This is a genomic window from Pseudosporangium ferrugineum (assembly GCF_003002065.1).
Lineage (GTDB): Bacteria > Actinomycetota > Actinomycetes > Mycobacteriales > Micromonosporaceae > Actinoplanes > Actinoplanes ferrugineus_A.
In genome coordinates this window covers 292,465-318,349 of sequence record NZ_PVZG01000005.1, presented here as the reverse complement: position 1 = coordinate 318,349, position 25,885 = coordinate 292,465, and the positions used below count along the sequence as shown (strand labels likewise).

At 73.8% G+C, this 25,885-nt stretch carries 19 protein-coding genes; 11 read left to right on the top strand and 8 right to left on the bottom strand.

Annotation, left to right across the window (positions count from 1 at the left end; genetic code table 11):
• Positions 1-8: 8 nt before the first annotated feature.
• The 5 genes from CLV70_RS13375 to CLV70_RS13355 all read right to left on the bottom strand — a co-directional run bounded on the left by CLV70_RS13375 (position 9) and on the right by CLV70_RS13355 (position 4,430).
• Positions 9-590 (bottom strand): GNAT family N-acetyltransferase, encoded by a 582-nt coding sequence (locus CLV70_RS13375; RefSeq protein ID WP_106126772.1) that lies wholly within the window; start codon positions 588-590, stop codon positions 9-11.
• Positions 587-1,288 (bottom strand): monooxygenase, encoded by a 702-nt coding sequence (locus tag CLV70_RS13370; protein ID WP_106126771.1) that lies wholly within the window; start codon positions 1,286-1,288, stop codon positions 587-589. The genes CLV70_RS13375 and CLV70_RS13370 overlap by 4 nt, the downstream gene beginning before the upstream one ends.
• A 9-nt stretch (positions 1,289-1,297) precedes the next feature.
• Entirely contained in the window at positions 1,298-2,971 is a 1,674-nt protein-coding gene (locus CLV70_RS13365) for a glycosyltransferase family 39 protein (RefSeq protein WP_106126770.1), read from the bottom strand.
• 109 nt (positions 2,972-3,080) lie between these two features.
• Positions 3,081-3,545, bottom strand: a complete 465-nt coding sequence (locus tag CLV70_RS13360) for a YbaK/EbsC family protein (protein ID WP_106126769.1) — start codon at positions 3,543-3,545, stop codon at positions 3,081-3,083.
• Between the two features lie 57 nt (positions 3,546-3,602).
• Positions 3,603-4,430, bottom strand: a complete 828-nt coding sequence (locus CLV70_RS13355; protein WP_106126768.1) for an SDR family NAD(P)-dependent oxidoreductase — start codon at positions 4,428-4,430, stop codon at positions 3,603-3,605.
• 990 nt (positions 4,431-5,420) lie between these two features.
• Here CLV70_RS13355 and CLV70_RS13350 point away from each other — a divergent pair.
• From CLV70_RS13350 to CLV70_RS13305, 10 genes are all read left to right on the top strand, one after another.
• Complete coding sequence (locus CLV70_RS13350; protein WP_245908200.1) at positions 5,421-5,837, top strand: SAV_6107 family HEPN domain-containing protein; 417 nt, start codon at positions 5,421-5,423, stop codon at positions 5,835-5,837.
• Between the two features lie 1,138 nt (positions 5,838-6,975).
• Positions 6,976-7,128, top strand: a complete 153-nt coding sequence (locus CLV70_RS39670; RefSeq protein WP_158277761.1) for a hypothetical protein — start codon at positions 6,976-6,978, stop codon at positions 7,126-7,128.
• A complete protein-coding gene (locus CLV70_RS41015; RefSeq protein WP_425440148.1) occupies positions 7,125-7,994 on the top strand; it encodes a hypothetical protein in 870 nt (289 codons plus the stop codon). The genes CLV70_RS39670 and CLV70_RS41015 overlap by 4 nt, the downstream gene beginning before the upstream one ends.
• Positions 7,991-9,646: a DNA polymerase Y family protein gene (locus CLV70_RS13335; RefSeq protein ID WP_106126766.1), complete on the top strand. Its 1,656-nt coding sequence runs from the start codon at positions 7,991-7,993 to the stop codon at positions 9,644-9,646. The genes CLV70_RS41015 and CLV70_RS13335 overlap by 4 nt, the downstream gene beginning before the upstream one ends.
• 9 nt (positions 9,647-9,655) lie before the next feature.
• A complete protein-coding gene (locus CLV70_RS13330; RefSeq protein ID WP_106126765.1) occupies positions 9,656-13,000 on the top strand; it encodes an error-prone DNA polymerase in 3,345 nt (1,114 codons plus the stop codon).
• 89 nt (positions 13,001-13,089) lie between these two features.
• Entirely contained in the window at positions 13,090-13,461 is a 372-nt protein-coding gene (locus CLV70_RS13325) for an SSI family serine proteinase inhibitor (RefSeq protein ID WP_106126764.1), read from the top strand.
• A gap of 20 nt (positions 13,462-13,481) precedes the next feature.
• Positions 13,482-14,228, top strand: coding sequence for a methyltransferase domain-containing protein (locus CLV70_RS13320; RefSeq protein WP_106126763.1), 747 nt, complete (start codon positions 13,482-13,484; stop codon positions 14,226-14,228).
• On the top strand, positions 14,225-15,352 hold the full coding sequence (locus tag CLV70_RS13315; RefSeq protein ID WP_106126762.1) for an alkaline phosphatase family protein: 1,128 nt from the start codon (positions 14,225-14,227) through the stop codon (positions 15,350-15,352). Before CLV70_RS13320 ends, CLV70_RS13315 begins: the two co-directional genes overlap by 4 nt.
• Positions 15,353-15,361: 9 nt before the next feature.
• Positions 15,362-16,657 (top strand): DNA polymerase IV, encoded by a 1,296-nt coding sequence (locus tag CLV70_RS13310; protein WP_106126761.1) that lies wholly within the window; start codon positions 15,362-15,364, stop codon positions 16,655-16,657.
• A 91-nt stretch (positions 16,658-16,748) separates the two neighbouring features.
• Positions 16,749-17,135 carry a DUF3040 domain-containing protein gene (locus CLV70_RS13305; RefSeq protein WP_106126760.1) on the top strand — a complete coding sequence of 129 codons (387 nt, stop codon included), beginning with the start codon at positions 16,749-16,751 and terminating at the stop codon, positions 17,133-17,135.
• Between the two features lie 702 nt (positions 17,136-17,837).
• Here the strand turns inward: CLV70_RS13305 and CLV70_RS13300 are convergent.
• Genes CLV70_RS13300 through CLV70_RS13290 form a run of 3 tightly spaced genes read right to left on the bottom strand, consistent with a single transcriptional unit; the run spans position 17,838 to position 22,663 of the window.
• Complete coding sequence (locus CLV70_RS13300) at positions 17,838-20,303, bottom strand: transglutaminase TgpA family protein (RefSeq protein ID WP_106126759.1); 2,466 nt, start codon at positions 20,301-20,303, stop codon at positions 17,838-17,840.
• 16 nt (positions 20,304-20,319) lie between these two features.
• Entirely contained in the window at positions 20,320-21,612 is a 1,293-nt protein-coding gene (locus tag CLV70_RS13295) for a DUF58 domain-containing protein (RefSeq protein WP_106126758.1), read from the bottom strand.
• 1 nt (position 21,613) lies between these two features.
• Positions 21,614-22,663, bottom strand: coding sequence for an AAA family ATPase (locus tag CLV70_RS13290; RefSeq protein ID WP_106126757.1), 1,050 nt, complete (start codon positions 22,661-22,663; stop codon positions 21,614-21,616).
• Positions 22,664-23,053: 390 nt separating this feature from the next.
• Between CLV70_RS13290 and leuS the strand changes: the two genes are divergently transcribed.
• The gene (leuS, locus tag CLV70_RS13285; RefSeq protein WP_425440147.1) at positions 23,054-25,876 is read left to right on the top strand and encodes a leucine--tRNA ligase; all 2,823 of its coding nucleotides are present in this window, start codon (positions 23,054-23,056) and stop codon (positions 25,874-25,876) included.
• The last annotated feature ends 9 nt before the right edge of the window (positions 25,877-25,885 follow it).

The following is a 25,885-nucleotide window of genomic DNA, read 5'->3' as shown; positions in this document are numbered from 1 at the left end:
GGCGAACGTCAGATGCCGACGATGCCGGGGGCACCCTCGGCCGGTACGCGCTCGGTCAGCGGCAGGCCGCGGCCCAGGATCGCGAAACCCCGCTCGTCGCCGGGGAAGTGGAAGTCGCGCAGCAGATCCTCGAAGCCGAACCGGCGATACAGCCGCCAGGCCCGGGACCGCTGCTCGTCGGCCTCCGGCGTCGACAGCAGCACCGTGGAGCCGTCGGCCATGGACAGCAGGGCGCGCAGCTGGCGGGCGCCGATGCCGTGTCCCTGCGCGCTCGGGCGTACGTGCAGCTCCACGACCTCGAAGCAGTGCGACAGCCAGCGCTGCCGGGCGGCGTCGTCCAGCGCCGACCGGACCTGGTCGTGCCACCACTGGCCGGGGCCGGACGCGTAGCCGTACCCGAAGCCGGCGAGCTGGCCCTCGGTGGTGAGGGTGGCGACGGCCCGGAAACCGGCGCGCCGCACGTGCGCGCCGATGTACCCGCGGCGGGTCTGCAACAGCTCGGCGCGGTAGCCCATCGCCTCGCCGTACACGCTGACCACGTCGTCGAGCCGCCGGAGCATGTCGTCCGGCTGCCACGGGACGAGCCTCATCGTTCTCCTTCCCGCCAGCCCAGCACGGCCCTGTCGCCGCTGATGCCGAGCACCGCGAACCGGGCGAACAGGTCCTCGGCGTACCACCGGACGGCCGCCGTGCGCGCGATCACCGCGCGATGCTCCGGCTGACGGTACGCGAACGCGGTCAGGTCCGCCGCAGTGCGCCACACGCTGACGGTGCCCTGCCAGCCGACCGGTGCCTCGCCGACCCCGAACCGGGCGAGCAGCCCCGGCGCGGCGGCGAGCTCGCGGGCCACCGGCGGCACCGCCCGCCAGAACGTGAGCGCCTTCGCCGGCCGCAGCCGGGCCCGGGTCAGCGCCAGCACCGGGCCCTCGGCGCGGCCCCCGGCCGGCTCGCCGAACGGCGCGACCCCCGACCACCGGCCCTGGCTGGTCAGGGGCCTCAGGTCGGCGCGCGCGGCGGAGGTGGCGATCGCGTCCCAGGCGGCGCCGGTGCGGCCCAGGTCGCCGCCGTCGGCGCCGTCCCACGCGACCACGGCCGCGAACCGGGTGAGGTCCGCGTCGCCGGGGCCGAAGCTCAGGCCCGTCCCGGTGCCGAGCAGCTTCGCGAACCGGACACCGGGCAGACGCCGCAAACGCCGCGGATCGGTTGCCATCCGGACGAAAGCGCGGCCGGCGGCGCGCCGCGGCACCCGCCACACGTGCAGCGTGACCAGCGGCGGGACGGGAATCATCCCGCCACGCTACTGCCCCGGCCGGCGCTCCAGCTCGGTGACCCACAGCCTGTGGAAGACGGTCTTGGAGACCCACTTGTAGCGGGCATCGACGTCCGGCTGCTGGCTGGACGGCAGCGGGCTGGTCGGCCAGCCGCTCGGATCCGACGAGACGAGCCAGATGCGCGGCGGCCCGTCGGCGAGGCAGGCCGCGGTGTCCCGGCACGGCGGATGCACCCACGACCACTCGGTGCCCGGCGGCTGGGCGACCAGCACCTCCCGCGGCTGCTCGGCCAGGGGCTGGTGCCGCCACTCGTAGCGGAAGCCGCGGTGCAGGAAGTCGTAGCCGGAGAAGATGATGCCGTCGCCGGGCCGCTCCCACTGCGCGATGTAGCCGGCCGCGTCGCGGAAGGCGTACTCCTCCTCGGCCTGGTCGGTGCGCATCGCCGTCTGGTGGTCCCAGCCGGCGAAGGTCAGCGCGCCGCCGGCGACGAGCGTCACCGCCAATATCCGGGCCAGGCCGGTGGGCGTGGCCAGCCGGCGGATCGCGTACGCCCCCAGCAGCACCCACGCCGGCACGGTGAACAGCAGGTAGCGCGGCAGGAAGAAGTGGAACTCGTGGAACGTGTAATACGCGAGCACCGGCGGCAGCACCGCCCAGAACGCCAGGAAGGCGGCGATCCACCGCTGCCTGCGGCTGTCCGAGAGGGCCAGCAGGGTCATCGCGGCGAAGCCCAGCGCCAGGAAGAAGCCGCCGACCGCCGGGCTGAGGAACATCTCCCCGGGGAACGCGTGCACTCGCGCCCAGGTGGTGTTCGGGATCCAGCTGATCTGCGCGCTCTGCCGGTCCCCGTCGAGGATCAGCGGCAGCGCCGTCAGCCCCGCCGCGAGCACGGCCACGGGCCACCCGGCGACGATCCACCACCGGTCCCGGCCGGTCGCCCGTCGCACCGCCGGCACGACCGCGATCAGGTGCGCGGCCAGGCCCATCAGCGCGACGACGTGGCTGTAGCCGATCCAGAGCACGGCGATCGCGTACGCGGCCCAGCGCCACGCCGACGGCCGTTCCAGCGCCCGCAGCAACAGCAGCACGGCCGTGACCGAGGCGAGCAGCGCCATCGCGTACGGCCGGGCCTCCTGGCCGTACCGGCTGATCACCGGGACCGCCGGCATCAGCAGGCCCGCCACCAGGCCGGTCGGCGCGTCGAAGAGGCGCCGGCCGATGAGCGCGACGACGGCGGCGGCCAGCGCCATGAAGATCGCGGAGGGCATCCGCAGCGCCGTCTCGGAATCCCCGAACAGACCGATCCACCAGTGCAGGAACAGATAGTACGGATACAGCACCGCGTCCACGGTGTCCGCGAGCTTGCGCAGGTCACCGGTCGGCAGCGAGGCCGCCCACCAGGTCGCGTTCTCGTCGCGCCACAGCTGCCGCTTGCCGATGTCGATCAGCATCACGGTCAGCGTGACGGCGAACGGGACGATCGTGAGGGCGGCCGTGGGCAGCAGCTCCCGCCAGCCCCGGCGCCGCTTCGGGGGCGGCGGTTTCCCCTCGCCGTTCCCCGCTTCCGGGCGGGGTTCCCCGGCCTTCTTCGGGCCGGCCTCCTCCGGGGCGGCCTTCTTCGGGCCGGCCTCCTCCGGGGCGGCTTCCTCCGGGCTGGTTACAGGGGTCGCTACCGCATCCGTGGCGGTATCGGCGGCCATGCGGGGCACTCTCCGGGGGGTCTGGAGGACGGCAGGAGTAGCCACCCATCCTAGGGACCGCCGTCGAGCCCGGCCCTCTCACAAGACACCCCCGCCAGTGATCCACGCCTCAGGCGACATCCATCGGTGTGCCGTCGGTGACCCTCAGCAATTCCGGGTACGTGATCGGGAAAACGGCGCGCGGCACGCCGCCGGCCGCCCAGATCTCGTCGTACAGCGCGAGCTCGACGTCGACCAGCGTGCGGACCGGCCGGGGGTGGCCCACCGGCGCGACCCCGCCGATCGGCTGGCCGGTGTGCTCGCGCACGAACTCCGGCGTGGCCCGGCCCAGCTCGGCCAGCCCCAGCGCGGCGGCGACCTTCTTCGTGTCGACCCGGTGCGCCCCCGACGTGAGCACGAGCAGCGGCTCCCCGTCCGCCTCGAAGATCAGCGAGTTGGCGATCTGTCCGATCTCGACACCGAGCGCCGCGGCCGCCGCGGCGGCGGTGTGCACGCCCTCGTCGAAGACCACCATCTCGGGCGCGGTGTCGCCCAGCGCGGCCCGCACGGCGAGCACATTGGGATGATTCTCCATCGGCCTATTCTCCCCATTCAGGCTTCCCGATCGGCACGCACGTGCCCCTGTTGCTCTTCATCCGGCTGTTTCCCGGCCGGCGTGCACTGCCTCCTCGCTGGCGTCCCACAGCCGGGCGGCGAGCGCCGGGTCGGCGAGCCGCGAATCCGGCCGGGCGACCTTGCGGCCGACGTAGTAGGCGCCGCTGCGCAGTTCCTCCGCCGGCGCGGTCGCCAGCCAGGTCAGCAGGTCGCCGGCCTTCCTCGAACCGGTGAGCAACGGGTTCCGCGCCCAGAGCACCCGGACCGCCGTACCGGTGGCGAAGTTGGTGCGCACCACGCCCGGGTGGAACGCCACCGAGAGGATGTCCGGCCAGCGCCGCGCCGCCTCCGCCGTGAACAGGATGTTGGCGGCCTTGCTGTGACAGTAGGCCGGCCACCCGTGCCACGCCGCCGGGTCCCAGGTGAAATCCTCCGGGCCCGGCCGCCGCCGCCGATGGGCCTGGGAGGCGGTGTTCACCACCCGCCCGCCGCGCAGCGCGTCCCGCAGCAGCCCGGTCAGGAGAAAGGGCGCGAGGTGGTTACCCGCCATCGTCGCCTCGAGGCCGTCCTCGGTTCTCCGGTACGCCCCCAGCATGGCGCCGGCGTTGTTGGCGAGGACATCCACGGCCGGGTACGCCGCCAGCACGTGATCGGCGAGCCGGCGTACCTGATCCAGGGAGGTGAAATCGGCCCGGAACTCGTCCGGCTCGGGGCCGGTGGCGGCCGCCCGGATCCGGGCCATCGCCGCGCCCAGCCGGCCGGGATCACGCCCGACGACGACCACCTGATCGCCCCGCGCGGCAAGCCTCTCCGCCGCGGCCAGGCCCAGCCCGGAACTCGCCCCGGTGACCACGATCGTCCGCATGCCGAACCTCCGCTCCGCGGGGTGCCGTACCCCTGGGGCATCCTGGCAACCGGCGAGCCCCGGGACAACGTACCGGCGCCGGCACCCGCGCGCCGGGTAGGCGGTACGCCCCCCGGCGGTCCCGGATCCTCGGCGCCCTTCCCCGGCCCGCCCCGCTCGCCCGCGTCGCTCTCGCCAGGTCGCCCGCGTTGCCCTCGCCAGGTCACCCGCGGCTGCCGCCGAGTCCTTGAAGATCACCTCCGGCCTGCGGCGTTCGCCGTTGCTTTTTTGTCGGAGGGGGGTGTTACTCTCTCCAGTAGTTAGAACGAGTGTTCGATTGGTTCGAACGGCTGTTCCACCCGAGCCGACACCGATCCGGCGGTCGCCCCTCCTGGCGTCCGGCGAATCGGATCGGCGCGAGGACCGGCCCGTCCGGCAGGATCGGCGCCCGCGCTGACTGAACGGGAGCCGCGTTCGCGGCGTGACTCCCGGGTGCGGCGTCCGCGAAGCGCCGCACGCGAGGTCCGGGCATTCGCGGGTCCGGGCCTGCACCAGGCAGGACCGTCGTCCGCCGCCCTCGACCCCCGGGCGACGGGCGACGGACCCGCCCGCCAGTCCGGCCGGGTGTGGTGTGGGGAAGCTTCACACCCGGCCGGCAGCCCCACCCGCTGTGCCTTCCTCCGCAGCACCCCGGTTCGACCAGCACGTCGGATGCGACACACGCGAGGAGAGACCATGGTGAGCAACCCGGCACCGGGCCTGAGACCACCTGCCCCCCGGCAGCACCGTCCCAGCCCCACCCTCCGGCCCCCGGCGTTCCGCGGTGCCCCGGCCGTCGAGCCCGCCGCTGGGCCCCACGACCGCGGCGCCCCCGGCCCCGGGCCTGCCGCCGGGCCCGCCGCTGGGCTCCACGACCGCGGCGCCCCCGGCCCCGGGCCCGCCGCCGAGCCGGGCCCGCGGGCGTATGGCCTGGCGCACGCCCCGACGGCCGGCACTCAGGCGGCCCCCACGGTGCCCGCCAACCTCCTGCCCAACCGCACCCCCGCCCAGCTGCTCGCGATAGCCCGTGAGGGCCTGGCGGAGGCGGCCCGCACCCGCCCCGATGGCCTGCGCTACGCCGCGGCCCACCTGGCGGCCCTGCGCGCGGCCGCGGCCGTTTTGGCCGCCCGTGCCAGGCCCGCCGCCCCCACCCGCCGCAACCGCGTCACCAGCGTCTGGTCCCTCCTCGTCCTGGTGGCCCCCGAGTTCAGCGACTGGGCCGGCTACTTCGCCCTGGGCGCCACCAAGCGAGCAGCCGCCGAAGCCGGCATCCCCCGCGTGGTCACCGCCCGCGAGGCGGACGACCTCCTGAGAGCAGCGGAAACGTTCGTATCCCTGGTGCAATCGGCGCTGGGCCTGGCCTACCAACCCACCCTCGAAGCAGCCTGACCCGCACCACCGCCACCAGACCCGTCCCCGCCCCCACCGCCGCCGACCGAGATCGCCCCGCACCCGAAACCGCCGCCGCCCGCCTGCCGCCTACCGGGATCGCCGCCGATCGTTTTGTTGTCGACCGGGGCCGGCGTCGACCGGAGCCGGCGTCGACCAACCAGGGCCGGCGTCGACCGGGGACCGGTGTCGACCGAGATCGTCCGCGACCAGCTTTGTCGCCGACCGAAGCCGCCGCGCGGCCGGAGCCGTCGTCGACCAGCCTGTCGCCGACCGCGATCGCCGCCGGCCGGACCGTCGGTGGCCGGACCGTCGATGGCCGGGCCGACACGAGCCGGTCATCGCAGCGGGGCCGTCGCCGGCCGGGTCGTGGTGGCAGTGATGGGTCGTGGCGCAGTGATCGTCGCCGGCCGAACCGTCGGCAGTCGGGTATGGCCGGCAGGGACCGTGGTGGCCGGCAGCGCGGTCGGTTCGGAGTGGTGGCGTGGCCGGGGGCGGCTTCGTCCTTCAGGTGGTTTCAGGTCTGTGGTTTCCAGGTGGTTCTGTCTCTCCGGCAGAGCCACGAAGATCAACTTCGTCGCATGTGGACAGCGGGGCGGAACGATGGCGGGGCGCATGATCGGTGGGGCGGCGGCTCTTGCTGATCTGGTGCGTCCCGGTGCGGCCGTCGACGAGGGCGGGATGCATCGGGTGCTGCCGGTGCTTCCCGAGCTGGGAAGTCTGCTGCCCGGCCACGGACTTCGCCGGGGAACCACCGTCGCGATCGGGTTCGCCCCCGGTGCGGGGCCGCGGTCATCGGGCTACGGCTGGACGCCCGCCCCCACCCACGGAGCTGCTCCCGCTCCCGCCCACGGCACTGCGCATGACACCACCCACGACGTTGCCCACGGCACTGCGCATGGCACCACCCACGGCGTTGCTCACGGCACTGCGCATGGCACCACCCACGACGTTGCCCACGGCACTGCGCATCGCGCCGCCCACGGCACTGCGTCTGGCGCCGCGCAGGGCACTGCGCATGGAGCCACCCACGACGTTGCTCACGGCACAGCGCATGGCACCACCCACGGCACTACGTCTGGCACTGCGCATGGCACCGCGCATGGCGCTGCTCACGATCCTGCGTATGGGGGCGCGCATGGCACTGCGTCTGGCGCCACTCGCGGCGTCGCCCACGGTGCTGCGCGGGGCGCCGCTCATGGCGCTGCTCGTGGTGCTGCGCGTGACGCTGCTCTCGGCGCTGCTCATGGGGATCCCCGTCGGGTTGGGGGCGGGGCGCGGGCCGATGTGAGTTCTGGGGGTGGGGTGCGTTTGGGGCTTGGTGGGGAGGGTGCCGCGCCTGGGGGACGGGGGGTGGCTCGGGGGCTCGGGTCGCGGGGGCGGGAGAGCGGGGGCGTGCGGGTCGGGGACGGTGGTACCTCCTTGCTTCTGGCTCTGCTCTCGGCTGCTTCTCGGGCCGGGTCCTGGTGTGCGGTGGTCGGCGTACCGGCGCTGGGTGCGCTTGCCGCCGCCGAGAGTGGGGTGGCGCTCGATCGGCTGGCGTTGGTGCCGCATCCCGGTCCCGAGTGGGCCACCGTGGTCGCCGCGCTCATCGACGGGGTGGATGTCGTGGTTGTTGCGGTTCCCGGGCCGGTTTCCGCCTCGGTCACCAGCCGGCTTGTGGCTCGGGCCCGGCAGCGGGGGTGTGTGCTGGTGCCGTACGGGCGGTGGGACGGGGCCGATGTCACGTTGCAGGTCACGCAGGGGCGCTGGGAGGGGCTCGGGGACGGGCGGGGGCGGTTGCGGCAGCGGGAGGTCACCGTGGTGGCGCGGGGGCGGGGGGCTGCCGCGCGGCCCAAGGAGCTGACCCTGTGGATGCCGGCGATCGGTCCGGTGGCCGCGGCGGAGCGGGAGTTGGCCGGGGGTGGCCGGGGGCGGCGGGGTGCGGGGAATCTCGGCCTGGCCTGGCCGCCCGGGAAGGACGGCGGGGAGGGTGCCGGCCCGGCCCGCCGGCTCGGGGAGGGCGGCGCGCGGGCTGCGGACGACGGTGCGCGGGCTGGGGAGAAAGGCGCGCGGGGCGAGGAGGGCAGCTGGGTGGGGGAGGGCGGCGCCGGGGGTGGCTCGGAGGGTGGGGATGGTGGCGGGTGGGGGCGGTTGTCCGTGGTGGGGTCGCGGTGAGTGGGGGGCCTCGTACGTTGCTGGTCTGGTGTCCGGATTGGCCGGTTGTTGCTGCGGAGATCGTGGAGGGGGTCTCGGCCGAGGGGCCCGTTGTGGTGTTGCGGGGGAATCGGGTGGTGGCCTGTTCCGAGGCGGCGCGGCGGGAAGGGGTTCGGCGGGGGTTGCGGCGGCGGGAGGTTCAGGGGCGTTGTCCTCAGGTTGTTGTCGTCGAGCATGATGCGGGGCGGGATGCCCGGGCCTTCGAGGCGGTGGTCGGCGCCGTCGAGGAGGTTGCCGTCGGGGTCGAGGTGGTGCGGCCCGGGGCCTGTGCGCTGGCCGCCCGGGGGCCCTCCCGGTATTTCGGCGGGGAGGAGCGGGCCGCCGAGCGGATCGTCGAGCAGGTGGCGCAGGCCTGTGCCGTCGAGAGTCAGGTGGGGATCGCCGACGGGGTGTTCGCGGCCGGGCTGGCCGCGCGGGACGGGCGGATCGTGCCCGCCGGGGGGAGCCGGGAGTTTCTGGCCGGGGTGACCGTCGAGGCGCTGGAGCGGCCCGAGCTGGCCGACCTGCTGCGCCGGCTGGGCGTGACGACGCTGGGGGACTTCGCCGCGCTGCCCGCGTCCGACGTGCTGACCCGGTTCGGGTTCGACGGGGCGCTCGCTCACCGGCTCGCCGCCGGGCTGGATCACCGGCCTCTCGCCGTACGGAAGCCTCCGCCCGATCTTGATGTTTCCGACACGTACGACGAACCGCTGGAACGGGTCGACGTGGCCGCGTTCGCCGGGCGGGTGCTGGCCGAACGGCTGCACGAGCGGCTGGCCGCGTACGGAATGGCCTGCACCCGGCTGGGCATCGAAGCGGTGACCGCCGACGGTCAGGAACTGCACCGGGTCTGGCGGCACGACGGCCTGCTCACCGCCGCCGCCATCGCCGAGCGGGTGCGCTGGCAGCTCGACGGCTGGCTGACCGGCGCGCGCCGGGGTGCGCCCGCCCGGCCGACCGCGGGGCTGGTGCGGCTGCGGCTGGTGCCCGACGGGGTGCTGGTCCACCTCGGACTTCAGCCGGGTCTGTGGGGGGACACCGGCGCGGAACGGGAACGGGCGCACCGGGCGCTGAGCCGGGTCCAGGGGCTGCTCGGCCCGGAGTCGGTGCTGACGGCCGTGCGGGGCGGGGGACGGTCCGCCGACGACCAGGTGCGGCTGGTGCCGTGGGGCGACGAGCGGGAACCGGCCCGGCCCGCCGCACCGCCCAAGCCGGTGGTGCCGGGGGACGAGCCCGTGGTGGTCGCCCTCGAAGAAGCGACGAAGGACGCGGAACGCGAGCGGGGAAAGCCCGCGGAACAGGGGAAGTTGCCGCCGTGGCCGGGCCGGCTTCCGGCGCCCTCGCCCGCGCTGGTCCTGCCGCAGCCGGCGCCCGCGGTCGTGCTGGACGAGGCGGGTACGCCGGTCGGGGTCAGCGCCCGCCTCGAGCTCAGCGGCGCCCCGGCCGTGCTGGTGATCGGCGAGGAGGCCGAGGCGATCACCGGGTGGGCCGGGCCGTGGCCGGTGGACGAGCGGTGGTGGGCGCCCGGCGAGGGGCGCCGGCGGGCCCGGTTCCAGGTCGCCGTCGCGGGCGGGCAGGCGTTTCTGCTGTCGCTGGCGTCCGGGCACTGGGCCGTCGAAGCGATCTACGACTAGGCGGGGGAGATGGGTTTCCACAATCCACGGATGCCGTGGGGCGAACTGGAGAGGACGCTCAGCGGCGAGGGGCGGCATCTGCACGTCGTCGACCCGCTCGCCGTCGACGGTGACGGCGGTGACTCGCCCGCGTGGAGTCGCAAGCGGCCACCGTACGAGGCTCCGGCGCTGGTCCGGACCGTGGGCGAGGAGCCGTACGCCGAACTGCACTGCCACACCAACTTCAGCTTCCTGGACGGCGCGAGCCACCCCGAGGAGCTGGCCGAGGAGGCGGCGCGGCTCGGGCTGACCGCCCTGGCCGTCACCGACCACGACGGGTTCTACGGGGTGGTGCGGTTCTCGCAGGCCGCCCGGGAGCTGGGGCTGCCCACGATCTTCGGCGCCGAACTCTCCCTGGACCTGACGAAACCGCAGAACGGCGAACCCGACCCCGAGGGCCGGCACCTGCTCGCCCTGGCGCACGGCCCCGAGGGGTACGCCCGCCTCGCCCGGACGATCTCCCGGGGCCAGCTCGACGGCAAGGAGAAGGGCCGGCCCGCGTACGGGGACCTCGAGCAGCTCGCCGAGGTGCTGCGCGACCACGTGCTGGTCCTGACCGGCTGCCGCAAGGGCAGTGTGCCGCGCGCCCTGGCGGCCGAGGGGGTGGGCGCGGCGGCGCGGGAGCTGGACCGGCTGGTGGGCCTGTTCGGCCGGGGCAACGTCGCCGTCGAGCTGACCAGCCACGGCGACCCGTACGACGACGACCGCAACGATCTTCTGTACGGGCTGGCGCGGGCCCGCGGCCTGGAGGTGGTCGCGACGAACAACGTGCACTACGCGACCCCGGCGCGGCGCCGGCTGGCCACCGCGCTGGCCGCCGTACGGGCCCGGCGCAGCCTCGACGAGCTGGACGGGTGGCTGCCCGCGGCCGGCACCGCGCACCTGCGCAGCGGCGCCGAGATGAAGAGGCGGTTCGCCGCGTACCCGGGCGCGGTGGAGAACGCCGCGATGTTCGGTGACGATCTCGCCTTCGACCTGAACCTGGTGGCGCCGCGGCTGCCGGACTTCCCGATCCCCGAGCCCGGTCACACCGAGATGAGCTGGCTGCGGGAGCTGACCCTGCGCGGCGCGCGGGAGCGGTACGGGCCGCCGCAGGCGCATCCGCGGGCGTACGCGCAGCTCGAGCACGAGCTGCGGATGATCGAGGAGCTGAACTTCCCCGGCTACTTCCTGGTGGTCTACGACATCGTGCGGTTCTGCTGGGAGAAGAACATCTACTGCCAGGGCCGGGGTTCGGCGGCGAACTCGGCGGTCTGCTACGCCCTGCGGATCACCAATGTGGACGCGGTCGAGTACGACCTGCTGTTCGAGCGGTTCCTGGCGCCGGAACGGGACGGCCCGCCGGACATCGACGTGGACATCGAGTCGGACCGGCGCGAGGAGGTGATCCAGTACGTGTACGCCAAGCACGGCCGGGAGCACACCGCGCAGGTCGCCAACGTGATCTCGTACCGCCCGCGGTCCGCCGTACGCGACATGGCCAAGGCCTTCGGGTTCTCGCCCGGTCAGCAGGACGCGTGGAGCAAGCAGATCGACCGGTGGGGCAGCGTCGCGGCGATCGACGTGGACGACATCCCCGAGCAGGTGGTCACGTTCGCCAACCAGGTGCAGGGCTTCCCGCGGCACCTCGGCATCCACTCCGGCGGCATGGTCATCTGCGACCGGCCGATCATCGAGGTGTGCCCGGTGGAGTGGGGGCGGATGCCGGGACGCACGGTGCTGCAGTGGGACAAGGACGACTGCGCGGCGGTGGAGCTGGTGAAGTTCGACCTGCTCGGGCTGGGGATGCTGTCGGCGCTGCACTACGCGTACGAAATGATCGAATCGGATCTGGACATCAGCACCATGCGGCTGGACGATCCCGAGGTCTACGCGATGCTGTGCCGCGCCGATTCCGTCGGGGTGTTCCAGGTGGAGAGCCGCGCGCAGATGGCCACCCTGCCCCGCCTCAAGCCGGACAAATTCTACGACCTCGTGGTGGAGGTCGCGCTGATCCGGCCCGGACCGATCCAGGGCGGCTCGGTGCATCCCTACATAAGGAGGAAAAACGGACTCGAGGAAGTGACCTATCCGCATCCGCTGATGCGCAACGCCCTGGAGAAGACGCTCGGGGTGCCGTTGTTCCAGGAACAGCTCATGCAGCTGGCCATCGACGTGGCGGGGTTCGATCCGGCGGAGGCGGACCAGTTGCGGCGGGCGATGGGGTCCAAGCGGTCCGTCGAGAAGATGGAACGGATCAGGAAGCGGCTCTACGCGGGGATGGCGGCGAACGGCATCACCGGGGACCTGGCGGACGACCTGTTCCTCAAGCTGTCCGCGTTCGCGAACTACGGCTTCCCGGAGAGCCACGCGATGAGCTTCGCCTACCTCGTGTACGCGAGCGCGTGGCTGAAGCGCTACCACCCCGCGGCGTTCTGCGCGGCCCTGCTCAACGCCCAGCCGATGGGCTTCTACTCGCCGCAGTCGCTGGTGGACGACGCGCGCCGGCACGGCGTCGAGGTGCGCCGCCCGGACATCAACCTCAGCGACGCCGCCGCGACGCTGGAGTCGACGGCGGCCACCCGGTGGGGCTCGGCGCCGGGGGAGCCGCCGCACGCGTGGGGGCTGGGCGGGCCGGCCGTGCGGATGGGGCTGTCCAGTGTGCGTACCGTCGGCGAGGAGCTGGCGAAGACGATCGAGGGTGAGCGCCGCGCGCACGGGGCGTACCGGGACATGGCGGACCTCGCCCGGCGGACCGGATGCTCGACCGCCCACCTGGAGGCCCTCGCCACCGCCGACGCCTTCGCGGGTTTCGGGCTCTCGCGCCGGGAGGCGCTGTGGGCCGCGGGTGCGGCGGCGCAGGACCGCCCGGACCGCCTTCCGGGTACGGTCACCGGCACCGGCGCCCCCACGCTGCCCGGCATGGGCGACGTGGACAGGCTGGTCGCGGACGTGTGGGCGACGGGCCTGTCCCCGGACGCGCACCCGGCGCAGTTCCTCCGGGCGGAGCTGGACAGGCGGGGCGCGCTGCCGATCGCGCGGCTGGGGCGGGTCGAGGCGGGCACCCGGATCCGGGTCGGCGGCATCGTCACCCACCGGCAGCGGCCGGCGACCGCGGGCGGGGTCACGTTCGTCAACCTGGAGGACGAGACCGGGATGCTCAACGTCACCTGCTCGCCGGGGCTGTGGCAGCGCTACCGCCGGGTGGCCCGGACCAGCTCGGCGCTGGTGGTGCGGGGGCGGCTGGAACAGGCCGAGGGGGTGCTCAACCTGGTCGCGGACCGGCTCGACGCGCTCACCCCGCCGGTCACTCCCGCCTCCCGCGACTTCCGCTGAGTGGGCACTATATTTCCGTTCTGCGCGTACGGCACCTTTTGTGGCGTACACCGGATGCGCACGGAAATGCACCACGGGGGAGCGACACCATGATCCGTACCATCGGCCTGTCCGCCGTCCTGGTCCTCGCCGCGGCCGCGCCGGCCGCCGCGGCTACGAAGAAAACCGAGCTGCATCTCAGCTACATGTCGGATGCCGGCTTCGCGGCGGCGGTCATCCTGCGGTGCGAGCCGGCCGGCGGTGCCCACCCCAAGAAGGGCAAGGCCTGCGCCGCGCTCGCCAGGGCCGGCGGCGACCCCGCGAAGCTGAAGCCGGTGCGGGGAATGATGTGCACCATGGAGTACGCGCCGATCACCGCCGAGGTCACCGGCCGGTGGCGGGGCAAGCGGGTCGACTGGTCGCGGACGTTCGGCAACCCCTGCGAGATGACCCGCGCGACCGGCGTGGTCATGGCCTTCTGAGCGGCCGATACGCTGCCCCGGTGGACACCGCATCGACGCGTACCCCCCGACCGCCCGGCACCGTGCGCACGGCCGCCGTCTGGGCCGTCCTGCGCCGCGAGCTGGAGCGGCACGCCGGGCGCGAGCTGACCGTGCTCGACGTCGGCGGCGGGACGGGCGGCTTCGCCGTGCCGCTGGCCGAGGCCGGGCACACCGTGACCGTGGTCGACGCCAGCCCGGACGCCCTCGCCGCGCTCACCCGCCGGGCCGCCGACGCGGGCGTCGCCGGCCGGGTCCGGGCCGTGCAGGGCGACGGCGACGCGCTCGCCGGACTGGTCGCGCCGGGCAGCGTGGACCTCATCCTCTGCCACGCGGTGCTGGAGGTCGTCGACGATCCGGCCGGCGTCGTCGCCGCGGTGGCGGCCGCGCTGCGACCCGGGGGAGCGGTCAGCCTGCTGGTCGCCGGGCGGGCCGCCGCGGTGCTCGGCCGGGCCTTCAACGGCCACCTCGGCGCCGCGTCCGCGCTGCTCGACGACCCGGACGGGCGCGCCGGGGGCCGCGACACCCTGCGCCGGCGCTACGACGCGGAGACCGCCGCGGCGCTGCTCAGCGGGGCGGGGCTCACGGTCGAGGAGATCCACGGGGTACGGGTGCTCGCCGACCTCCTGCCCGCCGCGGTGGTCGAGGCGGACCCGCGCACCATGCTGGAGCTGGAGCTGGCGTTGTCCGCCCGGCCGCCGTTCCGCGACATCGCCGCCCAGCTGCACGTCTTCGCCCGGCGCCCGTGACGGCGTCCGGCGTCGTCCTGCCCGCGTACGGCACGGGCAGCCTCGCGGAGCTGCTGCCCAGCGCCGGGGCGGTGCTCGGGGTGCCCGGTGCCACGGATGTGCTGGGGCTGGGCGGGCTGCTGGGCGACGTCGACCGGATCGCGGTGCTGCTGGTCGACGGGCTGGGGGCGTACCAGATCCCGGTCGCGGCCCCGCACGCGCCGATCCTGACGCAGCTGGCCGGACGCACGCTGACCTCGGGTTTTCCCTCCACGACCCCGGTCAGCCTGGTCACCCTCGGCACCGGTACGCCGCCCGGCGCGCACGGCGTCCTCGGCTTCACCGTGCGCCGGCCCGGCGGTGCGGTGCTCAACCACATCCAGTGGGGCACCGACCCCGATCCCGCCGCCTGGCAGCCGGTGCCCACCTGGTTCGAGCGGTCCGGGGTCCGCACGACGCTGGTCACCAGGCCGGAGTTCCGGGGCACCGGCCTGACCCGGGCGGCCTACCGCGGGGCCGGATTCGCCGGGGCCGCCGACCCGTACGCCCTCTCCACCGCCATGCTGGCCGCCCTCTCGAAGCCCGGCCTCGTGTACGGCTACCACCCCGACCTCGACCACCACGGCCACGGCTCCGGGATCGACTCCGACCCCTGGCGCGACGCCGCGGCGTGGGTCGGGGAGCTGATCACCCGCCTCGTCGAGGGCCTGCCACCGCGGGCGGCGCTGCTGGTCACGGCCGACCACGGGCAGCTGGACATCCCCCTCGGCACCCGCGTCGACCTGGCCGCCGACCCGGCCCTGAGCGCCGGGATCGCCGGGGTCGCCGGTGAGCCGCGGGTGCGCTACCTGCACACCGAGGCCGGCGCCACGGACGACGTCGTGGCCGCCTACCGGGCGGTGCTCGGCTCCTCCGCGTGGGTCCTCACCAGGGAAGACGCGATCGAGCGCGGCCTGTACGGGCCGGTGCCGCCCGCGCATCTCGACCGGATCGGCGACGTCGTGGTGATCTGCCTCGGCACCACCGTCGTGCTGGCGGGCGGGTGGGAGCCGCCGTCGGTCGGCAGGCTCGTCGCGTACCACGGGTCGGTGACCGCCGCCGAGATGACGGTTCCGCTGCTCAGTTTTGTCAGACCCCCTGGATAGTCTCCCCGGGTGGGACGAAGCCAGGCGATCGGCCGGGGACGCGACCCGCGGTTCGGGCCGGAGGCCGACGACGCGGGCTGCACCATCCTGCACGTCGACATGGACGCCTTCTTCGCCGCCGTGGAGGTCCGGCGCCGCCCCGAGCTGCGCGGACGCCCGGTCGTGGTGGGCGGGGCCGGTCCGCGCGGCGTGGTGAGCTCGGCCAGCTACGAGGCCCGGCGCTACGGCGTCCGCAGCGCGATGCCGGGGATGCGGGCCCGGGCGCTCTGCCCGCACGCGATCTTCCTGCCGCCCGACTTCTCCGCGTATTCGGCCGCCTCCGACGCCGTCATGCGGATCTTCCGGGACGTCACCCCGCTGGTGGAGCCGCTCTCCCTGGACGAGGCGTTTCTCGACGTGGCCGGCGCCCAGCGGCTGCTCGGGCGTCCCGCGGCCATCGCCGCCGCCATCCGCCGCCGGGTGTTCGAGGAGCAGCGGCTCACCTGCTCGGTCGGGGTCGCGCCGAGCAAGTTCGTGGCCAAGCTCGGCTCCACCCGCGCCAAACCCGACGGCATGATGGTCGTCCCGGCCGGGCAGGTCCTCGACTTCCTGCACCCGCTGCCGGTCGGCGCGCTCTGGGGCGTCGGAGAGAAGGCGGCCGCCCAGCTGCACCGCCTCGGCCTCACCACGGTCGGCGACCTGGCCCGCGCCCCGGTGAGCATGCTGCGCGGCGCGCTCGGCGAGGCCTCCGCCGCGCACCTGCACGAGCTGTCCTGGGGCCGCGACCCGCGCCGGGTGATCGCCGAGCACGAGGAGAAGTCGATCGGCGCCGAGCTGACCTACGACACGGACGTCACCGATCCGGCGATGATCCGCCGCAGCATGCTGGCCCTCGCCGAGAAGGTGGGCGCGCGGCTGCGGGCGAGCGGCAACGTCGGCCGCACGGTCTCGATCAAAATCAGGGTCGCCGACTTCCGTACGGTCAATCGCTCGCGCACGCTGCCCACGACCACCGATGTGGCACGCGAGATCTTCGAGATTTCCTGGGCGCTGTTCCAGGTTCTCCGCCCTGCCGAGCCGATCCGCCTCGTCGGCATCCGCGTCGAGGGGCTGGCCGCCGCCGCGACCGCGTCCCGGCAGCCCACGCTGGGCGAACCCGAGCGCGGCTGGCGCGAGGCGGAGGCCGCAGCCGACGCCGTGGCGGCCCGCTTCGGGCGTTCCATCGTCGGACCGGCCAGTCTTTTGGGACGAAGTGATCTACGTCGGGCCGAAAATCACCCGCACTCGACGGTCGTCCCGCTTTCCGACCCGGCAACCCCCTCGTAGACTTGCGGTAAGGCAGCCGGTCGGCTGCCTCGCACCATCGGCCGCCCGCACCACCGCTGGGGGGCCGGACATGCGCCCGGGGAGGAATGCCGTGCCGCTCTCGGAGCACGAGCAGCGGCTGTTCGATCAGATCGAGCGGTCGCTTGCCGAGGACCCCAAGTTCGCCTCGGCTGTGCGGAACAGTGACCCGCGTTTCCACGCCCGGCGCCGGCTGGTAGTCGCGGCGTTCGTGATCGTCTTGGGTCTCGCACTGGTTGTCTACGGCACGGTGAGCAGCAATACGCCGCTCGGCGTGGCCGGCTTCGTGGTGATGCTGGCCTCGGCCGCGTTCGCGATGCAGAGCCGCCGGAAGGGGCAGGCACCCGACCTGCACGCCGTCGGCGGCACCGCGACCCGCCGCACCCGCCAGACCCGCAAGGCGGGCTTCATCGACCGCCTCGAGGACCGCTGGCGCCAGCGCCCCGAGGGTCACCGCTAACCAGGCAACCCACGGCGACAAGATGGCGGCCACCCGGCCGCCATCGCCGTATCCGCCCGCCGCTCACCCACAATGAGCCGGGCATGACGCGGCGTCCCTCCGCACCCCACGGAGCGCGGCGCCGCTCAATGCTGCCCCCAACCCGCGCCGACCCGATCCTGCCGGCGATCCGCCACCCCTCCGCCCTCCGCCCGGCTGCGTCATCCTCTGCCCGGCTGCGTCGTTCTCCGCCTGGCCGCGCGGTTCTCCGCCTGGCCGCGTCGCCCTCTGCCCGGCCGTCCTCCGCTTGGACCCCGCGCGCGGCCAGGCGGATTGGCGGCGACTCCGGGCCCACCTCGCCCACGACATCGATGAGCGGCCTGGCAGCGGTGCGCCGGGCGGATCCCGGCCGGCCGTCGGCGGGCCGGTCCGGGCGCAGGCGGGTCGGTCCGGGCGCAGGCGGTGGTCCGGCCCGGGTGCCGGTGGCGGTCCGGGCGGGCCCGTCTTAGCACCGTCGCCGCACGCCCCCGACCTGGCCTGATGCCGGCGGTGCTCCGGCCGGGCCCTGGGCAGATCCGAGGTTGAGGGTGGTCCCGGCCGGGCCCTGGGCAGGTCCGGGCGCGCGGGATTGAGGGGTGGTCTCGGCCGGGGCCTGGGCGGGACCAGGACCGGGGGTGACGGTGATCCCGGCCGGGCCCTGGGCGGGTCCGGCCGGGAGTGGGGTCAGCGGGTGCGGCTTGCCAGGAGGCGGCGGGGGCTGAAGCGGACCAGGAGGTCGCGGCCGCGGCTCAGGGTGGTCAGCCAGGTGGCTGAGAGGTCGGACAGGGACATTCGCCAGCGGAGCATGACCGACGGGGGGAGGAACAGGGCCGTCAGGCGGGTGCGGCGGGAGGCCGTGCGGGCGAGGCCGCGGCGGACCTGGTTCAGGGCCGTGGTCAGGCCTTCGCCCTGGAGGGGGGTGCGGGCGTACCGGGCGCGTTCCTCGGCGTGGCCCAGGAGAGTGACGCCCTGGGCCGGGGCGTCGACCAGTTCCGCCTCGCGGATCAGGCGCAGGGCCGTGTGCCGGGGGGTCTCCGTCGGGTCCACCGGTACGCGGTAGTCGACCATCGTGTCGACGAGTTCGTCCCAGGCCGCGTGGGCGTCCTCGCGGGCCCGGATCGACTCCGTGGTGACGGTGACCTGGCGGGTGCCGGGCAGCACCGGGCCGGTCGAGGGGGTCGCCGTGACGGCGGCGGTGGCCGCGTGGCGGCGTCGGCGGACCAGGACGCGGCGCAGGGCCGGCACCAGCAGGAGGGCGATGACCAGCGCCGCGATGCCGGCGGTCAGCAGGCCGGTGGACGAGCCGCCCGACGGGGTCTCGCCGCCGGGGGCGCCGAAGGCGTTGGCGTCCCGGTCGTTCCCGGGGCGGCTGCTGGCGCCGGGGCCGGCGCTGTTGACGGCGCCGGGGGCCGAGGAGGCGGAGGACGACGCCGACGGGGTGTCGACGCGGTCGTTGTCCGGGGCCCACTCCGAGCGGCTGGAGCCGACCACGGAGCCGGCCGGGGTGGCGTCGAACGGGATCCAGCCGAAGCCGTCGAGGTAGGCCTCGGTCCAGGCGTGGGCGTTGCGGTTGGTCAGGACGTACGCGCTGCCGTCGCGGGTGCTGCCCCGGGTGAAGCCGAACGCGACCCGGGCCGGGATGCCCGCCTCGCGCACCATCCAGGCGAGCGCCGCCGCGTACTGCTGGCAGTAGCCGGTCTTGTTGTCGAGGAACGCCGAGATCGCCGAGGCGCCGCCCTCCGGGTCCGCCGCCTGGAGGCTGTACGTGAACCCGTTGTCGCGGGAGAAGTGCTGGTAGAGCGCCATGATCTTGTCGTACGGGGTGTCCTTGCCGCGGGTCAGCCGGGCCACCAGCGCCTCGACCTTGCGATCCTCCGGCACCGGCGTGAACTGGGTGCGGATCGGGTCGTCCTCGGCGAGCGGCTCGGACTGCCGGAGCTGGCCGGGCGTGTACTTCGCGCGTACGTAATCGAACGAGTATTTCTTGCCCTTGGTGGTCGTGCGGTTGGAGAAGACGACCTGCGCGCTGGGGTCGTAGGACCAGCCGCCGTCGAGCCCGTCGACGTCGATCGTGGAGGAGTAGACGGGCGCCAGGGTCTGCCCGAAGTCCTCGGTGATCTCGACCTCGGCGTGGTACTGCTGGTACGTCCCGCCGTCGGTGTCGGCGTTCTGGCGGGGGTCGACGATGCCCCGCGACAGCGGCCGGCCGGTCGGGGTGCGGTTGCTGAACCCGGCGGTGCTGAGCACGTCCGCGGTGCCGAAGCGCAGGTAGAACGGGTCCGGCTCGGTGGTGGTCACCCGCACGTAGTCCGTCGTCTGGCTCTGGTTGAGCTGCCCGCTGAGCGACGCGAAGAGGTTGATGCGCCCGTTGCCGCCGCTGCCCGTACCGTTGCCGCCCACGCCCGTGCCCACCTGGGTGAGCTTGTTGAGCAGGCCGGTGTTGAGGCCGGGCACGATCAGCGGGAGCAGGACGGCGGTGGCGACGCCGATCACCGCGAGCCGGCGGCCGGCCGCGGCGAGCGGCGACGGCTCCCAGACGTCGACGTCGCGGCCGTCGCCGGTGAAGCGGCGGCCGAAGCGGCGTACCCGGTCGACGTTGTCGGCGACGAGCAGCCAGAGGAAGCCGACCGCGCCGATGACGAACGGGACGACCGGGACGCTGTCGACGTAGACGGCGACCGGCACCGAGTAGATGGCCAGCATCGGGAGGCCGGCGAGGGCCGGGCGGCGGGCGACGACGGTGAGCAGGTCGACGGCGATGGCCACGGTGCCGATGCCGAGGACGGCGATGAAGAGCAGGCCGTCGCGGTCGGGGACCGGTACGCCGTACGACCGCGTGTCGTTCCCGGCCTGCGAGAACAGGTCGGCGAAGTGGTTGAACGTGGCGGGCGAGGGGATCAGCGCCAGCAGTTCGTCGCCGCTGGGGAACATCCAGGTGAGGGTGAGCAGCAGGGTCAGTGCCATGCCGGCCGCCTGGGCCCACGTCGGCAGCCGCATGCTGCGGGTGAGCACGGCGGCGCCGGCGATCAGGCCGACCGCGAGGAGGCACTGGAGCAGCCAGGTCCACGTGTCGAAGATCGCCGAGAGCGGCGCGGCCGACAGCAGGGTCGCCGCGGCCGCCACCAGCCCGAGTCGTCGTCGCCCGGTCACAGCACAACTCCTGTCATCACATGCCTGCCACTGTCTCGGCCATCGCCGCCCGGTAGGCGAAGCCCTGCGAGCCGCGCCCGGCCGCCGGCCAGAGCGCCGGCAGGGAGTCGCCGTGCGCCACCGGCACCGACCGCCAGCCGCTGCGGATCAGCGCGAGGGACGTCGCGGCGTGCTGCCGGTCCGCCTCCTGCCGCTCGTCCGCGGTCATGCCCATCCAGGTGGAACTGTCGATGGCGAAGCCGATGCACGTCGCCCCGTTGCCGCGCAGCCCGGTCAGCACCTCGGCCTCGGCGACGGTGAGGGTGCCGAACAGGCCGATCACCAGCCCGCCGTCGGAGCGGCGCCGGACCAGGTCCACGAGGCCGGCCACGTCGCCGTGCGGGGCGGTCTTGACGTCGGCGAGGGTGTCGAGGATCGCGCCCTCGCCGCCCGCCTCGATCGCGTCGAGGTCGACGCCCGTGCCCGTGACCAGGCGCAGCTTGTAGCCGGCCTGGCGGAGGTGGACCGCGATGCTGGCGGTCGCCGACACCGCCCACTCGAAGCTGGCCGTCGGGCCCTCGCCGCGGTAGGCGTGCTGCCGGGTGTCCAGCACGACGGTGGCCCGCGACTCCCACGGCTGCTCCTCGCGGCGCACCATCAGCTCGCCGGTGCGGGCGGTGGAGCGCCAGTGGACCCGCCGCAGGTCGTCGCCGCGGCGGTACTCGCGGGTGGCCGCGTCGTCCTCGCCGTGCACCGCGACCGAGCGGGCGCGGCTGTCGCCGGTGCCCGCGTACTCGCCGGCGAGGCGCACCGACGGCAGCGGGACGACCTGGGGGATCACCGTGAGCCGGTCGACGCTGGGGAACGAGCGGGTCAGCTCGCACAGGCCGAACGGGTCGGTGAGCCGGATGACCAGGGGGCCCACCGGGTAGCGGCCGCGGACGTCGGCGCGCACGGTGTACGCCACCGAGCTGGCCATGTGCGCGCCGAGCCGTTCGAGCACGACGCGCGGCCGGCTGCCGAGGGCGTACGGGAGGCGGTCCTCCAGCAGCAGGGTGCCGGTGGGCAGCCGGGACAGGTTCTGCAGGCGCAGCACGACGCGGGCGCTGGAGCCGACCGGCGCGCGGCCGGGCTCCAGCGACCGGGTGCAGGCCAGCTTGTACCGGCTGCGGCCCACGTACGCGGCGGCCAGCAGCGGCAGCGCCGCCAGCAGGATGGCGACCCGCAGCAGGTCCCGCTCGCCGAGGATGAAGGCGGACAGTGCGGCGGCCGCCCCCGCGGCGAGGAAGGACCGGCCCCGCGTCGTCATGCCCCGCAGGGCCTCCCGCATGTCAGAGCCCCCGCGACTCGTACTGCGCGCGGCCGTCGCCGGTGGCGCGGGTGTCGTACGGCGACCGGCTGCGGTCGTGCGGCAGCGGCAGCCGGTGCACGATCTCGGCCACGATCGCGTCCGTCGTACGCCGGTTGAGCTGCGCGTCGGCGGTCGGGATGATGCGGTGGGCGAGGACCGGTACGGCCAGCGCCTGGAGATCGTCGGGCAGCACGTAGTCGCGGCCCTCGAGCGCGGCGACCGCCTTCGCCGTGCGGATCAGCTGCAGCGTGGACCGGGGCGACGCGCCGAGGCGGATCTCCGGTGCCTCGCGGGTGGCCGTGACCAGCGCGATCGCGTACTGCTGGACGGCGTCGGCCGCGTGCACGTCGCGCGCCGTGGCGATGAGCCGGCGCACCAGCGCGGCGTCAGCGACGGCCCGCAGGTCGTTCAGCGGGTCGTGGGCGCCGTGGCCGTTGAGCATGGCCATCTCCGCGCGCGGGTCCGGGTAGCCCATCGCGATCCGGGCGGTGAACCGGTCGCGCTGCGCCTCGGGCAGCGGGTACGTGCCCTCCATCTCGATCGGGTTCTGCGTCGCGATCACCATGAACGGCGCCTGCAGCTCGTACGTGGTGCCGTCGACCGTGACCTGCCGCTCCTCCATGCACTCGAGCAGGGCGGACTGGGTCTTCGGCGACGCGCGGTTGATCTCGTCGCCGACCACCAGGTTGGCGAAGACCGCTCCGGGCTTGAACTCGAAGTCGCGCGTCTCCTGGTTGTAGACGCTGACCCCGGTCACATCGCTGGGCAGCAGGTCAGGCGTGAACTGGATGCGCCGTACGGAACAGTCGATCGAGCGGGCCAGGGCCTTGGCCAGTTTGGTCTTGCCGACGCCGGGCACATCCTCGATGAGGAGATGACCCTCTGCCAGCATGACGGCGAGCGCCAGCCGTACCGTCGCGCTCTTGCCCTCGATGACCTGCTCGATGTTCGCGATGATCGCCTCGCTCGCGGCGCGGAAATCGGCGTTCGGCAGCGGGCCACCGGGCTCGTCCCAGGTGGGGGTTGTCACGGGCCTCCTCCATGTCGTTCAAGCCCCTTTCTAGGTGCTGACACCGAAAGGGAACCGAAGGTTCGCGGGCGGCCGGGGTGTCCGTGGGCCTCCGGCGCTCGCCGCCCGTCCCCACAGGTTAGCCCGGTCACAGCAACTCGCCGAGTGGGGCACTAACCCCCAATACGTCCCGTGGTCAACCAGACACGCATATCGGATGGGTTACGAATCCGGGAGAGCCTATACCGGTCGCCGCCACCGAAGCGGGGCGAGTACCATGCCCCTATGGCCCGAGCCTTCCTGCTTCTTACCTAGCCGCGCCGCCCGTCGTCCCGCGACGAGCCAGAGCGCGGCGCCCCCTCCTGCGAAGGGGGCTTTTTTGTGTCCACAGGCAGGCCGAACGAGAACGAGATGGTGACGATGAGCGAGTCCGAGACCAACGCGGACGTCCCGCCGTACCGCTACACGGCTGCGATGGCCGCCGAGATCGAGCCGCGCTGGCAGGAGTTCTGGGCCGAGAACGGCACGTTCTACGCGCCCAACCCCGTCGGTGAGCTGGCCGACCCCTCGCACCCGCGCGCGGGCGCGCCGAAGCTGCACGTGCAGGACATGTTCCCGTACCCGTCGGGTGCGGGCCTGCACGTCGGGCACCCGCTCGGCTACATCGGCACCGACTCGTACACCCGCTACAAGCGCATGGCGGGCTTCAACGTGCTGCACCCGATGGGCTTCGACGCCTTCGGCCTGCCCGCCGAGCAGTACGCGGTGCAGACCGGCACCCACCCGCGCACCACGACCGAGGCGAACGTCGAGCGCTACCGCGGGCAGCTGCGCCGGCTGGGGCTGGCGTACGACGACCGCCGCTCGGTCGCCACCACGGACCCGGAGTACTACCGCTGGACCCAGTGGATCTTCCTGCAGGTCTTCAACTCCTGGTTCGACCCGGAGCTGCGCAGGGCCCGGCCGATCGACGAGCTGGTGGCCGAGTTCGAGGCCGGCACCCGCGAGGTGCCGGGCGGGCGCGACTGGTCCGCCCTGTCCGCGGTCGAGCGGCGTCAGGTGATCAACGACTTCCGGCTGGCGTACGTCAGCGAGGCGCCGGTCAACTGGTGCCCCGGCCTGGGCACGGTGCTGGCCAACGAGGAGGTCACCCCGGACGGCCGCAGCGAGCGGGGCAACTACCCGGTCTTCCAGCGCTCGCTGAAGCAGTGGAAGATGCGGATCACCGCGTACGGCGACCGCCTGGTCGAGGACCTGGACGCGCTGGACTGGCCGGAGCCGGTCAAGCTGATGCAGCGCAACTGGATCGGCCGCTCGCGGGGTGCGCACGTCGACTTCCCGGTGGGCGACGACGTGATCACGGTCTTCACCACCCGGCCCGACACGCTGTTCGGCGCGACGTACATGGTGCTGGCGCCGGAGCACGAGCTGGTCGACCGGATCGTCCCGGCGGAGTGGCCCGACGGGACCAACCCGGCGTGGACCGGCGGTGCGGCGGCCCCGGCCGAGGCGGTCCGGGCCTACCGGGCGGCCGCCGCGGCCAAGACCGAGGAGGAGCGCACCGACGCCAAGGAGAAGACCGGCGTCTTCACCGGCGCGTTCGCCGTCAACCCGGTCAACGGGGCGAGGATCCCGGTGTTCGTCGCCGACTACGTGCTGGCCGGCTACGGCACCGGCGCGATCATGGCGGTGCCCGGCCAGGACGAGCGCGACTGGGCCTTCGCGGAGATTTTTCAACTGCCGATCATCCGTACGGTCGCAGCGCCTGAGGGCTTCGAGGGGGCGTACACGGGCGAGGGCCCGGCGATCAACAGCGACTGGCTGAACGGCATGGAGGTCGCCGAGGCCAAGGCGGCCATGATCGCGTGGCTGGAGGAGCACGGCCACGGCCGCGGCGCCACCACGTTCCGGCTGCGCGACTGGCTGTTCAGCCGGCAGCGCTACTGGGGCGAGCCGTTCCCGATCGTGTACGACGAGACCGGCCTGCCGATCGCGCTGCCCGAGTCGATGCTGCCCGTCGAGCTGCCGGAGGTCGACGACTTCTCCCCGCGGACGTTCGACCCGGACGACGCGGAGAGCGAGCCGGAGACGCCGCTGTCGCGCAAGAAGGACTGGGTTCAGGTCGAGCTGGATCTGGGCGACGGGCCGAAGACGTACACCCGCGAGACCAACACCATGCCGCAATGGGCCGGTTCGTGCTGGTACGAGCTGCGTTACCTGGATCCGCACAATGACAAGGTGCTGGTCGACCCGGAGAACGAGGCGTACTGGATGGGCCCGCAGCGTCCGGGCGACCCGGGCGGCGTCGACCTGTACGTCGGCGGCGTCGAGCACGCCGTCCTGCACCTGCTGTACGCCCGCTTCTGGCACAAGGTCCTGTACGACCTGGGGCACGTCTCGTCCTTCGAGCCGTTCCGCAGGCTGTTCAACCAGGGCTACATCCAGGCGTACGCGTACCGTGACGCCCGCGGGGTCATCGTGCCCGCCGAGGAGGTCGTCGAGCGCGGCGGCAAGTACTACTACGGTGACCAGGAGGTCGCCCGCGAGTACGGCAAGATGGGCAAGTCGCTGAAGAACGTCGTCACCCCGGACGAGATGAGCGAGCAGTACGGCGCCGACACGTTCCGGGTGTACGAGATGGCGATGGGCCCGCTGGACGTCTCGCGGCCGTGGGAGACCCGCGCGGTCGTCGGCTCGCAGCGCTTCCTGCAGCGGGTGTGGCGCCTGGTGGTGGACGAGGAGACCGGCGCGGTGCGGGTCTCCGACACCCCACTGGACGAGAAGACCCGCCGCGCCCTGCACCGGACCATCGCCGGCGTCCGCGAGGACATGGACGAGCTGCGGTTCAACACCGCGATCGCCAAGCTGATCCAGCTGACCAACACGCTGACGCCGCTGGAGACGACGTCGCGCGAGGCGGTCGAGCCGCTGGTGCTGATGATGTCGCCGTTCGCCCCGCACCTGGCCGAGGAGCTGTGGCGCAAGCTGGGCCACGACGGCACGCTGGCGTACGCGGACTTCCCGGTCGCCGACCCGGCCCAGCTGGTCGCCGAGTCGATCACCTATCCGGTGCAGATCAACGGCAAGGTCCGCGGCCGGGTCGAGGTCGCGCCGGACACGGCCGAGGATTCCGTACGCGAGGCAGCGCTGGCCGCCGTCGCCGACGCGCTGGCCGGCCGCGATCCCCGCAAGGTGATCGTGGTGCCGGGCCGGCTGGTCAGCGTCGTCGTCTGAGCGATCCAC

What these genes read in the sequence shown, in the direction of transcription:
- CLV70_RS13375 (WP_106126772.1), bottom strand. Translation starts at nt 590, where the DNA reads ATGAGGCTCGTCCCGTGGCAGCCGGACGACATGCTCCGGCGGCTCGAC.
- CLV70_RS13325 (WP_106126764.1), top strand. Translation starts at nt 13,090, where the DNA reads ATGATCCGTACCATCGGCCTGTCCGCCGTCCTGGTCCTCGCCGCGGCC.
- CLV70_RS13365 (WP_106126770.1), bottom strand. Translation starts at nt 2,971, where the DNA reads ATGGCCGCCGATACCGCCACGGATGCGGTAGCGACCCCTGTAACCAGC.
- leuS (WP_425440147.1), top strand. Translation starts at nt 23,054, where the DNA reads ATGGTGACGATGAGCGAGTCCGAGACCAACGCGGACGTCCCGCCGTAC.
- CLV70_RS13295 (WP_106126758.1), bottom strand. Translation starts at nt 21,612, where the DNA reads ATGCGGGAGGCCCTGCGGGGCATGACGACGCGGGGCCGGTCCTTCCTC.
- CLV70_RS13330 (WP_106126765.1), top strand. Translation starts at nt 9,656, where the DNA reads ATGGGTTTCCACAATCCACGGATGCCGTGGGGCGAACTGGAGAGGACG.
- CLV70_RS13370 (WP_106126771.1), bottom strand. Translation starts at nt 1,288, where the DNA reads ATGATTCCCGTCCCGCCGCTGGTCACGCTGCACGTGTGGCGGGTGCCG.
- CLV70_RS13360 (WP_106126769.1), bottom strand. Translation starts at nt 3,545, where the DNA reads ATGGAGAATCATCCCAATGTGCTCGCCGTGCGGGCCGCGCTGGGCGAC.
- CLV70_RS39670 (WP_158277761.1), top strand. Translation starts at nt 6,976, where the DNA reads ATGGCACTGCGTCTGGCGCCACTCGCGGCGTCGCCCACGGTGCTGCGC.
- CLV70_RS13355 (WP_106126768.1), bottom strand. Translation starts at nt 4,430, where the DNA reads ATGCGGACGATCGTGGTCACCGGGGCGAGTTCCGGGCTGGGCCTGGCC.